The 11,916-nt window shown below is 70.3% G+C and carries 13 protein-coding genes; 6 read left to right on the top strand and 7 right to left on the bottom strand.

What is annotated here, in order from left to right; all coding sequences use genetic code 11:
* The first annotated feature begins 21 nt into the window (after positions 1-21).
* Positions 22-1,662: a DNA repair protein RecN gene (recN, locus tag FG154_RS06435; RefSeq protein ID WP_145105571.1), complete on the top strand. Its 1,641-nt coding sequence runs from the start codon at positions 22-24 to the stop codon at positions 1,660-1,662.
* Positions 1,663-1,671: 9 nt separating this feature from the next.
* Here recN and FG154_RS06430 read toward each other — a convergent pair whose 3' ends face one another.
* The 5 genes from FG154_RS06430 to FG154_RS06410 all read right to left on the bottom strand — a co-directional run bounded on the left by FG154_RS06430 (position 1,672) and on the right by FG154_RS06410 (position 5,102).
* Positions 1,672-2,064: an SgcJ/EcaC family oxidoreductase gene (locus tag FG154_RS06430; protein ID WP_145105568.1), complete on the bottom strand. Its 393-nt coding sequence runs from the start codon at positions 2,062-2,064 to the stop codon at positions 1,672-1,674.
* Positions 2,061-3,434, bottom strand: a complete 1,374-nt coding sequence (locus tag FG154_RS06425) for an FAD-binding oxidoreductase (protein ID WP_145105564.1) — start codon at positions 3,432-3,434, stop codon at positions 2,061-2,063. Before FG154_RS06425 ends, FG154_RS06430 begins: the two co-directional genes overlap by 4 nt.
* A 136-nt stretch (positions 3,435-3,570) precedes the next feature.
* Entirely contained in the window at positions 3,571-4,200 is a 630-nt protein-coding gene (locus tag FG154_RS06420; protein ID WP_145105561.1) for a DUF1638 domain-containing protein, read from the bottom strand.
* Positions 4,197-4,352, bottom strand: a complete 156-nt coding sequence (locus tag FG154_RS06415; RefSeq protein WP_145105558.1) for a hypothetical protein — start codon at positions 4,350-4,352, stop codon at positions 4,197-4,199. Before FG154_RS06415 ends, FG154_RS06420 begins: the two co-directional genes overlap by 4 nt.
* A gap of 51 nt (positions 4,353-4,403) precedes the next feature.
* Positions 4,404-5,102 (bottom strand): corrinoid protein, encoded by a 699-nt coding sequence (locus FG154_RS06410; protein ID WP_145105555.1) that lies wholly within the window; start codon positions 5,100-5,102, stop codon positions 4,404-4,406.
* Positions 5,103-5,257: 155 nt separating this feature from the next.
* On the opposite strand from FG154_RS06410, the gene FG154_RS06405 reads away from it, so the two are divergent.
* On the top strand, positions 5,258-6,346 hold the full coding sequence (locus FG154_RS06405) for a PA0069 family radical SAM protein (RefSeq protein WP_145105552.1): 1,089 nt from the start codon (positions 5,258-5,260) through the stop codon (positions 6,344-6,346).
* A 118-nt stretch (positions 6,347-6,464) separates the two neighbouring features.
* Here FG154_RS06405 and bmt read toward each other — a convergent pair whose 3' ends face one another.
* Positions 6,465-7,472, bottom strand: a complete 1,008-nt coding sequence (gene bmt, locus FG154_RS06400; protein ID WP_145105549.1) for a betaine--homocysteine S-methyltransferase — start codon at positions 7,470-7,472, stop codon at positions 6,465-6,467.
* A gap of 271 nt (positions 7,473-7,743) precedes the next feature.
* Entirely contained in the window at positions 7,744-8,064 is a 321-nt protein-coding gene (locus tag FG154_RS06395) for a DUF1476 domain-containing protein (RefSeq protein WP_108221043.1), read from the bottom strand.
* A gap of 181 nt (positions 8,065-8,245) precedes the next feature.
* On the opposite strand from FG154_RS06395, the gene FG154_RS06390 reads away from it, so the two are divergent.
* The 4 genes from FG154_RS06390 (at position 8,246) to FG154_RS06375 (ending at position 11,916) form a co-directional block, all read left to right on the top strand.
* Positions 8,246-8,998, top strand: a complete 753-nt coding sequence (locus FG154_RS06390) for a phosphoribosylaminoimidazolesuccinocarboxamide synthase (protein ID WP_011907764.1) — start codon at positions 8,246-8,248, stop codon at positions 8,996-8,998.
* Positions 8,999-9,012: 14 nt separating this feature from the next.
* On the top strand, positions 9,013-9,252 hold the full coding sequence (gene purS, locus FG154_RS06385; RefSeq protein ID WP_011907765.1) for a phosphoribosylformylglycinamidine synthase subunit PurS: 240 nt from the start codon (positions 9,013-9,015) through the stop codon (positions 9,250-9,252).
* A 184-nt stretch (positions 9,253-9,436) separates the two neighbouring features.
* Positions 9,437-10,105 (top strand): phosphoribosylformylglycinamidine synthase subunit PurQ, encoded by a 669-nt coding sequence (gene purQ / locus FG154_RS06380; protein WP_145105546.1) that lies wholly within the window; start codon positions 9,437-9,439, stop codon positions 10,103-10,105.
* Between the two features lie 47 nt (positions 10,106-10,152).
* Complete coding sequence (locus FG154_RS06375) at positions 10,153-11,916, top strand: sensor histidine kinase (protein ID WP_145105764.1); 1,764 nt, start codon at positions 10,153-10,155, stop codon at positions 11,914-11,916.

The following is an 11,916-nucleotide window of genomic DNA, read 5'->3' as shown; positions in this document are numbered from 1 at the left end:
CGAACCTGACAGGGCAGGGCGATGCTGCGCTCGCTTGATATCCGTGACATGCTGATCATCGATCGGCTCTCGCTGGCCTTCCAGCCGGGGCTGAACGTGCTGACCGGCGAGACGGGGGCGGGCAAGTCGATCCTGCTTGACTCGCTCGGCTTCGTGCTGGGCTGGCGCGGCCGGGCCGAGCTTGTGCGCGCGGGCGCCGACAAGGGCGAGGTGACGGCCGTCTTCGACCTGCCGCCCGGCCATGCGGCCCGCGCGGTGCTGGACGAGGCCGGGATCGAGGCCGAGGACGAGCTGATCCTCCGCCGGGTGAATTTCGCCGATGGGCGCAAGACCGCCTGGGTGAACGACCGGCGCGTGTCGGGCGAGGTGCTGCGGGGCCTCTCGGACCGGCTGGTGGAACTGCACGGCCAGCATGACGACCGCGGCCTGCTGAACCCGCGCGGCCACCGGCAGATGCTCGACACGTTCGCGGGGCTCGACCTCTCGCCTTGCCGCCGCGCCTGGACCGCCCTCGGCGCCGCCCGGCGGTCCCTGCTGGCCGCCGAAGAGGCGCTGGCCGCGGTCCGCGCCGAAGAGGACTTCCTGCGTCATGCGGTGGCCGAGCTGGACAAGCTCGATCCCCAGCCCGGCGAGGAGGCGCTGCTCGACACCCGCCGCCGCGAGATGCAGGGCGCCGAGAAGATCCGCGACGACATCGCCCGCGCCTACCGGGCCCTGTCCGCCGAAGGGGCCGAGAGCCTTTTGGTCGATGCGCTGCGCTGGCTCGAGGCCGCCTCGGACCGCGCCGGCAGCCGGCTCGAGGCGCCGCTGGCCTCGCTGTCGCGGGCGCTGATCGAACTGGGCGAGGCGCAGGAGGGCGTGGAAGCCTGCCTCGCCGATCTCGACTTCGATCCGCGCGACCTCGAGGCGCTGGAAGAGCGGCTGTTTGCGATCCGGGCGCTGGCGCGCAAGCACTCCGTTCTGCCGGACGAGCTGGGCACCTTTGCCGAAGAGCTGCGCGCGCGACTCGAGGCGCTGGACGGGGGCACCAAGCGGATCGACGGTCTGCGCCGTACGGTGCAGGAGGCCGAGGCCGCATGGGAGGCCGAGGCCGCCGCCCTGTCCGCCGCGCGCCGGGCGGCCGCCGGGCGGCTCGATGCGGCGATGGCGGCCGAACTTGCGCCGCTCAAGATGGAGCGGGCGGTCTTCGAGACGCAGGTGACGGACGGCGATCCCGGCCCCGAGGGCCGGGACGCGGTGGCCTTCACCGTCGCCACCAACCCCGGCTCGCCCGCCGGCGCCCTGAACCGCATCGCCTCGGGCGGCGAGCTGTCGCGCTTCCTGCTCGCGCTCAAGGTCTGCCTGACCGGCGACAGCCCCGGCCTCACGCTGATCTTCGACGAGATCGACCGCGGGGTAGGGGGCGCCACCGCCGACGCGGTCGGGCGCCGGCTGAAGGCGCTGGCGCAGGGGGCGCAGGTGCTGGTGGTGACGCACTCGCCGCAGGTGGCCGCGCTCGGCGCGCATCACTGGCGGGTCGAGAAGCGGGTGGCCGGGGGGATGACGACCTCGACGGTGACGCCGCTCGTGGCGGAGGGGCGGATCGAGGAGATCGCCCGGATGCTCGCTGGCGACACGATCACCGATGCCGCGCGCGAGGCGGCCCGGGCGCTGCTCGACTGACGGCGGCCGTCAGCCTTCGATCACGGTGAAATGCAGCGTCACCGCCTCGCATCCGGCCTTGCGGGCGAGGAGGACGGCGGTGAGCACTGCCCCGATCCGCCCCGCATCGCGACCCTCGGCATCGACCAGCCCCGAGAGGACGAATCGCTGGTGGACGAGCGTCGCCCCCGGCCCGAGCGGGCGCATGTCGGTCTTGCCCGTCACCAGCCGCGAGCGGGCGAAGGCGCCGGCCAGCTCTGCCCGCAGGGCGGCGAGGATCTCCTTGCGGCCCTCGCACCAGAGACCGGTGAGCGTCAGCATGGTCGCGTCCTGCGCCAGGAGTTCAGAGAGGGCATCGGCGTCGCGCGCGGCCCAGAGGGCGGCAAAGCGGCGGGGAAATTCCTCGGGGGTGGGCGCGCTCATGTCTGGCTCACCATCTTTCCGGGGTTCATCAGCCCATGCGGGTCCAGCGCCCGCTTGATCTCGCCCATCACGATCCAGCCCTCGCCATGCTCGGCCGCCATGTAGCCAAGCTTGCCAAAGCCGATGCCGTGTTCGCCCGTGACGGTCCCGCCCAAGCGCAGCGCCCGCTCGGCCAGCCGGGCGGAAACGCGCTTGGCGGCCTCGCGTTCCGTCTCGCTGTCGGGATCGACCAGCAGGACCGAGTGGAAGTTGCCGTCGCCGACATGGCCCACCATCGGCCCCGGCACGCCGCAGGCCGCGATGTCGGCCTGCGTCTCCTCGACCGCCTCGGCCAGACGCGAGATCGGAACGCAGGCGTCCGTCACCCAGCCCTCGCAGCCGGGGCGCATGGCCAGACAGGCGCGGTAGGCGGCGTGGCGCATCTTCCACAGCCGCGCCCGGTCCTCGGTGCGGGTGGCCCACTGGAAGTCGGCCGAGCCGTGCCCGGCCGCAATCTCGCCGAACCGTTCCGCCTGCTCGGCCACGCCCGCCTCGGTGCCGTGAAACTCGATCATCAGATGCGGCTGAAGCGGCATCTCCATCTGGGCGTAGGCGTTGCAGGCCGCCACCGTGGCCGCATCGAGGAACTCGATCCGCGCCATCGGAATGCCGTGCTGGATCGTCTCGATCACGCAGTTGACGGCCGAGGACATGCCGGGGAAGGCGCAGACCGCGGCCGAAACCGCCTCGGGCTGGCCATGCAGCCGCAGTGTCAGTTCGGTGATCAGGCCGAGCGTCCCCTCGGAGCCCACGAAGAGCGCGGTCAGGTCGTAGCCGGCCGCGCTTTTTGGCGCCGCGGTGCCGGTGCGGATCATCCGCCCGTCGGCCAGCACCACCTCGAGCCCCAGCACATTGTCGCGCATCGTGCCGTAGCGGACCGCCGTGGTGCCCGAGGCCCGCGTGGCGGCCATGCCGCCGATGCTGGCATTGGCGCCCGGATCGACCGGGAAGAACAGCCCCGTGTCGCGGAGCGCCGCGTTCAGCGCCTCACGCGTGATGCCGGGCTGCACGCGGACGATCATGTCCTCGGGGCGCATCTCGAGGATCTGGTCCATCTGGGCGAAGTCGATCGTGACCCCGCCGCGCAGCGCCAGCGCATGACCCTCGAGCGACGTTCCCGCGCCCCAGCCGACCATCGGCACCAGATGGCGCGTGCAGATCTCGGCGATCCGCGCCACCTCGGCGGCCGAGCGCGGAAAGGCCACCGCATCCGGCGGGCCGGACCTCAGATGGGTCTCGCTGTGGGCATGCTGCTCGCGCACCGGGCGCGAGCGCGACAGCCGCTCTCCCAGCACTGCCTCGAGTTCACCGAGCGCCGCATCGATCCGCATGGTCTTCTCCCCTCTTTTCGGCGCGACCCTAAGACATGGGGCGGGCGGCTGGAAGAGGCGGGGGGCTGCGTCATCCCGCACCCGCGCAAGAGCCCGCCGCCCCGCCATCCCTTGCGTCAGGGGTGACGGTCCAGCCTCAGGGCCGCAGTTCGCCCAACCGCACCGACAAATCGCCATAGCCCGTGAAGCGCCGCTCGTAGGCAAGTCCCAGCCGGGCCGCGCAGTCCTGCGCCTTGGCGTCGAGCGCGGGATCCTCGGTCTGGGCCTGATAGACGAGCTTTGTGTAGTGGCCGAAATACATGTCCCGCAGCTCGGGGTGGCGGTCGAGGCCCATCGGCCGCCAGACGAAAGCCTCGAACTGCCGCACGAGGAAGTCGGTCAGGTAGAAGGCGGTGAATTCGTCGTCGGCATGGGCGGCAAAGGCCGCGTTGCCCTCGAAGAAGGAATAGCAGTGCGGGCCCTCGATCATCTCCACGCCCAGCTCGCGGCACTTCCGCTCCAGCGCGCCGCCGGTGCCGCAATCGGCATAGACGACGAACACCGGCCCTTCGGCGGCCCGAACCGCCGCCTCGACCGCCTCGACGATCTTCTCGGGCCGCAGGTGCAACTTGGCGGGCAGGCACTGCAGGTCGAGATGCTCCCATCCGTTCGCCCGCTTGAGGGCGAGGATCTCATGGGCCAGCGCCCCGCAGGCGATGAGACGGATGCGCCCCGCGCCCTCGGGCGCCAGCCCCTCGTCCGAGAGGCGTCCGTCGTCCGGCCTCATCGCGGTCCCCGCAGCCGCAACAGCAGGCTGGCCAGAAGTGCCACGAGCCCCAGCGCGCCCAGCGGCCAGCCAGCCCCCTGAAAGAGAGCGACCGTCACCCCCGCGGCGAGGATGACGGTCACGATCATGGCAAGGATGAGGGTCGGGGGCATGGAGGTCTCCTTTCCCCCGACTTGGGCATTCCAGCCGCCGCAGGGAAGCCCTCAGGCGTTCATCCGGTTGTGACGGCGCGCGACATGGACCTTCGCCGTCTCGACCGCCACCGCAGCGTCGCGGCAGTAGGCATCCGCACCGATCGCCCGCCCGAACTCCTCGTTCAGCGGCGCGCCGCCCACCAGCACGATATAGTCGTCGCGCAGGCCCTTTTCCTTCAGCGTGTCGATCACGACCTTCATGTAGGGCATGGTCGTGGTCAGCAGCGCCGACATGCCGAGGATGTCGGGCTTTTCCGTCTCCAGCGCCTCGAGGTATTTCTCGACCGGGTTGTTGATCCCCAGATCCACCACCTCGAAGCCCGCACCCTCCATCATCATCGCGACGAGGTTCTTGCCGATGTCGTGGATGTCGCCCTTGACGGTGCCGATCACCATCTTGCCCATGCGCGGCGCCCCGGTCTCGACCAGCATCGGCTTGAGGATCACCATCCCCGACTTCATCGCGTTCGCCGCGAGCAGCACTTCCGGCACGAAGAGGATGCCGTCGCGGAAGTCGTTGCCCACGATGGTCATGCCCGCCACCAGCGCGCGCGTCAGCACGTCGTAGGGCGTCCAGCCGCGCTCGATGAGGATCCGGACGCCCTCCTCGATCTCGTCCTTCATCCCGTCATAGAGGTCGTCGTGCATCTGCAGCACGAGTTCCTCGTCGTCGAGTTCGGACAGGATGATCTCTTCGTCGTCAGCCATGGCGGGCTCCTGCGGGCGTAGGGTTTCCGATTGAATGCGACCAAAGGTCCGGCGACACTCATCGGTTTGCGACATGGGGCAGATGAAAGCCGACAGCAAGCCTCCCGGCAGGGCGAGGGCTGGCAAATGTTCCGTAAACGTTCTATGCTTCCCGCATGAGCCCGCGCCACCCCAGCCTTCCGCCCGCCCTGCGCCTGCGCGCCCGCGGCGCGCTGGCCAACGAGACCGGCCGGTTCGAGCCCGAGCGGCGCGAGGCCTTCCACGACGGCTGGGATCTGCCCGAGGAGGAGCGACTGCTGCGCACCGAGGTGCGGACCGAGCGGCCGCGCTCCGCCCTGACCTGGAACCGCTCGCCCGATCTGCCCTTCGACCGCTCGGTCAACCCCTTCCGCGGCTGCGAGCACGGCTGCATCTACTGCTTCGCGCGGCCCACCCACGCCTATCTGAACCTCTCGCCCGGCCTCGATTTCGAGACCCGGCTGATCGCGCGCCCCGGCATCGCCGCCGTGCTCGAGCGCGAACTGCGCTCCCGCTCCTACCGCGTGGCGCCGGTGGCGCTCGGCACCAACACCGACCCCTACCAGCCGATCGAGACCACGCACCGGCTGATGCGCGAGATCCTCGAGGTGCTCCGCGACTTCCGCCACCCCACCGCGATCACCACCAAGGGCACGCTGATCGAACGCGACCTCGACCTGCTGGCGCCGATGGCCGCCGACGGCCTGCTCCGGGTCGGCATCTCGGTCACGACGCTCGACCCGGATCTCTCGCGCCGGCTGGAGCCGCGGGCCCCGCCGCCCGCGCGCAGGCTCCAGACGATCCGGCGGCTGACCGGCGCGGGCATTCCCGTGCGGGCGATGATCGCGCCCGTGATCCCCGGCCTCACCGACCCCGAGCTGGACCGGATCGTGCAAGCGGTGGCCGAGGCGGGCGCGGTCGCGGCCAGCTGGATCATGCTGCGCCTGCCGCTCGAGGTGGCCCCGCTGGTGCGGGCCTGGGCCGAGGACCATTGTCCCGGACGCGCGGACAAGATGATGGCGCGGATCCGCGAGGTCCACGGCGGCCGCGACTATGATCCGTCCTGGGGCAAGCGGATGCGCGGCGAGGGGATCTGGGCCGATCTCCTGGCGCGGCGCTTCCGCCTGGCCACGGCGCGCCACGGGCTTGACCGCGCGCAGCCCCCCTTGCGCTGCGACCTCTTCCGCCCGCCGCCCCGCCCGGGCGACCAGCTGACCCTGCTCTGACATCCCGCCGCTCGTGCAGCCCGCGGACGCGCCCCGACCTCCTGCTGTCACTCTTGCCCAAATATCCTCGGGGAGGGGGCCCGGGGGAGGGGCAGACAGCCCCGCCCCCGGCCTCTCCTCAGCTCCGCCGCCGGCGACGCTCGCGCGTGGGTCCGGCATCGTCCGACCCGTCGGAGGCCGACGAGAACCCCCCCAGCACCTCCGAGATCGTCTCGAGCGAGGGGCGCGGCCCCTTCGGCCGGGATTCCAGCGCGGCCCGCATCGCCCTGAGATGCTCGGGCATGGTGCCGCAGCAGCCCCCGATGATCCGCGCCCCCGCATCCCGTGCCAGCACGGCATACTCGGCCATGAGGTCGGGCGTGCCGTCGTAATGGATGTGGCCGTCGTGGTATTTGGGGATGCCCGCGTTGCCCTTGGCGATCACGGGCACCTCCACCCCTTGCGCGGTGAAGCCCAGCACCGTGCGCAGCAGGTCCGAGGCGCCGACGCCGCAGTTGGCCCCGAAGGCGAGCGGCGGGTTCGGCAGCTTCGTCACCAGATCGACGAGCGCCGCGGGCGTGAGGCCCATCATGGTCCGCCCCGCCGTGTCGAAGCTCATCGTGCCGCACCAGGGCATCCCGGCCAGCCGCGCGGCCTCGGCCGCGGCCTTGTACTCCTCCGCCGCCGAAATCGTCTCGACCCAGAGCACGTCCGCGCCGCCGGCCTTCAGCGCCTCGGCCTGCTCGTGGAAGATCTCGACCGCCATCCGGTGGGTGAGGGTGCCCATCGGCTCGAAGATCTCGCCGGTGGGGCCCATCGAGCCCGCCACGACCACCGTCCGCCCCGAGGCGTCGGCCACCTCGCGTCCCAGCGCGGCGGCGGCCCGGTTCAGTTCGCCGACCCGCCCCTGCGCCTCGTGCAGCTTCAGCCGCGCGGCGTTGCCCCCGAAGCTGTTGGTCAGGAAGATGTCCGAGCCCGCCTCCACCGCCGCCCGGTAGAGGGCCCGGATATTGTCCGGCCGGTCGATGTTCCACAGTTCCGGCGGTTCGCCGGACGAGAGGCCCATGTTGAAGAGGTTGGTCCCCGTCGCGCCATCGGCCATGAGCCATTCGCGGGTCTGGAGCATGCGGGAAAGGGCGTCGGTCATCTTGTCCTCGCTGAGGTCCGGGACGGCGCGCAGGGAGTGCGGGCCGTTCGCGCGAAGCTCTGCCATGCGCCGGCCCGCGAGGCAAATCCATATTGCCGGCGGTGTCGCGAAGGGGCCGGGCCGGGCGGGGCCATGCCCGTGGGCGGGCCGGTTGGCCCTGACGGCTGACCCCGGCAAGGCAAGGGGACGTCCTCGGGCGCCCTTCGGGGCCGCGGTCGGACGGACGGCGCGACCGGCGCCGCCCCGGAAGATCCGGCCGCGGACGGCGCGATCAGGTCGCGGCTTCGCTCATCAGCTGCGCCTTGGCGACCGGCAGCAGCTCCAGCATCTTGCCGCGCACCATGTCGGCCGAGGCCTTGTCGCCCAGATCGGCCGCGACCTTGCGCACCACATCCTCGAAGCCCGGCTCGTGCAGGTCAGCCTGGATCACCTCGCGGGCATAGGCCTGCGCCTCGTCGCCGGTCTTGCCCAGCAGATCCGCCGCCCACAGGCCCACCAGCTTGTTGCGCCGGACCTCGGCGCGGAACTGCATCTCGGCATCGTGGGCGAACTTGCTTTCGAACGCGCGCTCGCGATCGTCAAAGGTGGTCATGGATGGTCCTCCCGTAGAGTGTATTTGGTCCTGATATGCCCTTGCCGCGAGGGCCGGGCAAGTGCGCGCACAGCCGCGCCCCGCGATTGCCTTGCGAGGCGGGGCGGCTTGGCTTATAGGCCAGTGCAACCTGAACGGGGTGCGCCGTGCGCGCCCCCTTCGTCGTTCGATCGGAGTGTGCATGGCACGTCGCAAGAAGGTCTACGAGGGCAAGGCCAAGATCCTCTACGAGGGGCCCGAACCCGGGACGCTGATCCAGTACTTCAAGGACGACGGAAGCGCCTCCTCGAGCCCGCCCCAGCCGGCGCTGGAAGGCAAGGGCGTGCTGAACAACCGCCTGTCGGAATTCTTCATGAACGGCCTGAACGCCATCGGCGTTCCGACCCACTTCATCCGCCGCCTGAACATGCGCGAGCAGCTTGTCCGCATGGCCGAGATCATCCCGCTCGAGGTGGTGGTGCGGAACTTTGCTGCGGGCGGCATCTCGAAGCGGCTGGGCATCCCCGAGGGGACGCCGCTGCCGCGCCCGATCGTCGAGTATTACTTCAAGGACGACAAGCTCGGCTGCCCGCTGGTCTCGGAAGAGCATATCATCGCCTTCGGCTGGGCCAGCCAGCAGGATCTCGACGATGTGGTGGCGCTGGCGCTGCGGGTGAACGACTTCCTGTCGGGCGTGATGATGGGCGTGGGCATCCGCCTTGCCGACTTCCGCATCGAGGTCGGCCGCATCTGGGAGGGCGACTACATGCGCCTCATCGTGGCCGACGAGATCAGCCCCGACAGCTGCCGTCTCTGGGACGTGCGCGCCGAGGGCGAGGGCGGCGCCCCGCGCGAGCCGGGCCCGCTGCAGGACGTCTATACCGAACTCGCCCGGCGTCTGGGGGTGCTGCCCTCGAACGTCACCCATTCCCCCAAGCCCACGCTGATCAACTGAAAGGCCCTGCCGCGATGAAAGCCCGCGTCCATGTCATGCTGAAGGATGGCGTCCTCGATCCGCAGGGCGAGGCGGTGAGGCACGCGCTCGGCACCCTCGGCTTCTCGGGTGTCGAGGGTGTGCGCCAGGGAAAGGTGATCGAGCTGGATCTCGCCGCCACCGACCGCGCCGCGGCCGAGACCGAGGTGCGCCAGATGTGCGAGAAGCTGCTCGCCAACACGGTGATCGAGAAATACACGGTCGAGATCGGCTGAACCCGCGCCGCCGGGGCGGCCGCGGGGCCGGTTCCGGCCCGGCCTGCCGCGCACGCCCGGACTGTTCGCGCCGGGCGGATTGCGCTATGTGGGGCGCGGGTTCTGCCGGGCCCACCGCCTCTGTCCGACCGCGGGCCGTCGCCCGTGGCCACCGCCCCCAGTTCTGCCAGCCGGAGCGCCGCCGATGAAAGCCGCCGTCATCACCTTCCCCGGGTCCAACTGCGACCGTGACCTTGCCACTGCCTTCGAGAAGGCGGGCGCCACGGTCAGCCGCGTCTGGCACAAGGACACCGAACTGCCCGAGGGCGTCGATGTGGTGGGGGTGCCGGGGGGCTTCTCCTTCGGCGACTACCTGCGCTGCGGCGCCATCGCCGCGCGCTCGCCGATCGCCGGCGCCATGATCCGCCACGCCGAGCGCGGGGGCTATGTCCTCGGCATCTGCAACGGCTTTCAGGTGCTGACGGAAACGGGCCTGCTGCCCGGCGCGCTCATGCGCAACGCGGGGCTGAAGTTCATCTGCCGCCCCGTCGATCTGCGCGTGGCGACCGCCGACAGCGCCTTCACCTCGGGCTGGGCGCCGGAGGATGTGGTCCGCTTTCCCATCGCGCACCATGACGGCAACTACACCGCCGATCCCGAGACGCTGGCGCGGCTGCGCGGCGAGGACCGCGTGGCCTTCACCTATGTCGAGAATCCCAACGGCTCCATGCAGGACATCGCGGGCATCCTGTCGGCCAACCGCCGGGTGCTGGGGCTGATGCCGCACCCCGAGCGGGCGATCGAGGCCGAGCAGGGCGGCGCCGACGGGATGGGCCTCTTCCGCGCGCTGCTGGGCGGGATGGCGCTGGCGTGATCGCGCGGCGCTTGTTGCGTCAGGCGCCCTTCAGTACCTTCGCGCCCATGCAGGAGACGGGCTATCAGAACGATGCGCCGGTGCCGCCGCCGGGTCACGGCTGGCGGGTCAAGCTGGTGGTCGTCCTGCTCATCCTCGTGGCGGTTGCGGTGGTGCTCATCACCAACCGCTGGATGAGCGAACGCTTCACCGAGAGCACCCGCTCGCGCGCGGAGCTTCGACTGGCGCTCTATTCCGGGAACCTGCTGACCGAGTTGCAGCGCACCTCGGTCGTGCCGCTGCTGCTGGCGCGCGATCCCGCTCTGATCGGGGCGCTGGGGTCGGGGGACTATTCCGCCACCTCGCAGCGGCTGATCTCGTTCCAGACCGAGATCGGCGCGGCCTCGATCATGCTGCTCGACAAGGACGGGCGGACGGTGGGGGCCACGAACCGCAACCTGATCGGCACCAGCCACCGCAGCCAGCCCTTCTTTATCGACGCGCAGCGGGCGCGCGATACCGTCTTTACCTCGGCGCAGCGCGACGCGGGCATCTTCGACTTCACCTATTCCAAGGCGATCCTCTCGGACAACCGGCTCGTGGGGGTGATCGTCGTGGCGGTGGACCTGATGAAATACGAGCGCGCCTGGGCGGGGCTGCAGGATGCGGTGATGGTCACCGACAGCACCGGCACCGTGATCCTTGCCACCGAGCCGCGCTGGCGGGGCCTGACCATAAAGGAGGCGCTGGCCGCTCGCGATGCGCCCTCGGCGATCCGGCGCGCGCTGCAGGCCACGGCCGACTGGGCTCAACAGCCGCCGGACGCCTACCTGAAGGGTGAGGCGGTGATGAAGACCGACGCGCGCGTGCCCTTCCGCGGCTGGCGCATCGTGACCTTCACGGCCTATGACTCGGTGCGCGAGCGGGTGAACGGCATTCTCGCGCTCGAGATCATGGGCTTTGCGATCCTGCTTGCGCTGACCTTCTATTTCCTGTCGCGGCGGGCGTGGTCGCAGAGCATGTCGTTTCAGCGCGAATCGGCGGAACTTCGCCTGCTCAACGCGCGTTTGCAGCGAGAGATCGCCGAGCGCGAGAAGGTGCAGAAGGATCTGGCCGTGGCCGAGCTGACCCTTGCGCAATCTTCGAAACTGGCCGCCCTCGGCGAGATGTCGGCCGCGGTCAGCCATGAGCTGAACCAGCCTCTGGCCGCGATGAAGACCTATCTGGCGGGGGCAAAGCTGCTGCTGCAGCGGCGGCGGACCGAGGAGGCGCTGGCCTCGTTCCAGCGGATCGACGACCTGATCGAGCGCATGGGGGCGATCACGCGGCAGCTCAAGTCCTATGCCCGGAAGGGGGGCGAGGCCTTCGAGCCGGTGGATGTGCGCATCTGCGTCTCGTCGGCGCTGACGATGATGGAGCCGCAGCTCAAGATCCGCGTGGTCCGCATCACCCGGACGCTGCCGCGCCAGCCCGTCATGGTGATGGCCGATCGGCTCCGGCTGGAGCAGGTGATCATCAACCTTCTGCGAAATGCGCTCGATGCTACCAAGGGCGTAGCCAGCCCGCAGATCGACATCGTTCTGGCGGCCGGAGAGACGGCCACCCTCACCGTCCGGGACAATGGTCAGGGAATCGAGGATCTCGACAACCTGTTCGAGCCTTTCTACACCACGAAGAAACCCGGAGAGGGTGTGGGCCTCGGGCTTGCGATCTCGTCGGGGATCGTGACGGATCTCGGTGGACGGCTGACGGCACGAAACGCCGAGGGAGGCGGGGCTGTATTCGAGGTCCAGCTCCCCATATTGGGCGCAGACGTGAAAGCAGCCGAGTGA

This window comes from Cereibacter sediminicola, assembly GCF_007668225.1.
Lineage (GTDB): Bacteria > Pseudomonadota > Alphaproteobacteria > Rhodobacterales > Rhodobacteraceae > Cereibacter_A > Cereibacter_A azotoformans.
Note: the sequence above shows the minus strand (reverse complement) of the source record. Positions and strands in the feature narration are given on the sequence as shown.

Coding starts and splice junctions, on each gene's coding strand:
- recN (WP_145105571.1), top strand. CDS start 22: ATGCTGCGCTCGCTTGATATCCGTGACATGCTGATCATCGATCGGCTC.
- FG154_RS06410 (WP_145105555.1), bottom strand. CDS start 5,102: ATGGCTGACGACGAAGAGATCATCCTGTCCGAACTCGACGACGAGGAA.
- purQ (WP_145105546.1), top strand. CDS start 9,437: ATGAAAGCCGCCGTCATCACCTTCCCCGGGTCCAACTGCGACCGTGAC.
- FG154_RS06430 (WP_145105568.1), bottom strand. CDS start 2,064: ATGAGCGCGCCCACCCCCGAGGAATTTCCCCGCCGCTTTGCCGCCCTC.
- FG154_RS06405 (WP_145105552.1), top strand. CDS start 5,258: ATGAGCCCGCGCCACCCCAGCCTTCCGCCCGCCCTGCGCCTGCGCGCC.
- purS (WP_011907765.1), top strand. CDS start 9,013: ATGAAAGCCCGCGTCCATGTCATGCTGAAGGATGGCGTCCTCGATCCG.
- FG154_RS06420 (WP_145105561.1), bottom strand. CDS start 4,200: ATGAGGCCGGACGACGGACGCCTCTCGGACGAGGGGCTGGCGCCCGAG.
- bmt (WP_145105549.1), bottom strand. CDS start 7,472: ATGACCGACGCCCTTTCCCGCATGCTCCAGACCCGCGAATGGCTCATG.
- FG154_RS06425 (WP_145105564.1), bottom strand. CDS start 3,434: ATGCGGATCGATGCGGCGCTCGGTGAACTCGAGGCAGTGCTGGGAGAG.
- FG154_RS06390 (WP_011907764.1), top strand. CDS start 8,246: ATGGCACGTCGCAAGAAGGTCTACGAGGGCAAGGCCAAGATCCTCTAC.
- FG154_RS06375 (WP_145105764.1), top strand. CDS start 10,153: ATGCAGGAGACGGGCTATCAGAACGATGCGCCGGTGCCGCCGCCGGGT.
- FG154_RS06415 (WP_145105558.1), bottom strand. CDS start 4,352: ATGCCCCCGACCCTCATCCTTGCCATGATCGTGACCGTCATCCTCGCC.
- FG154_RS06395 (WP_108221043.1), bottom strand. CDS start 8,064: ATGACCACCTTTGACGATCGCGAGCGCGCGTTCGAAAGCAAGTTCGCC.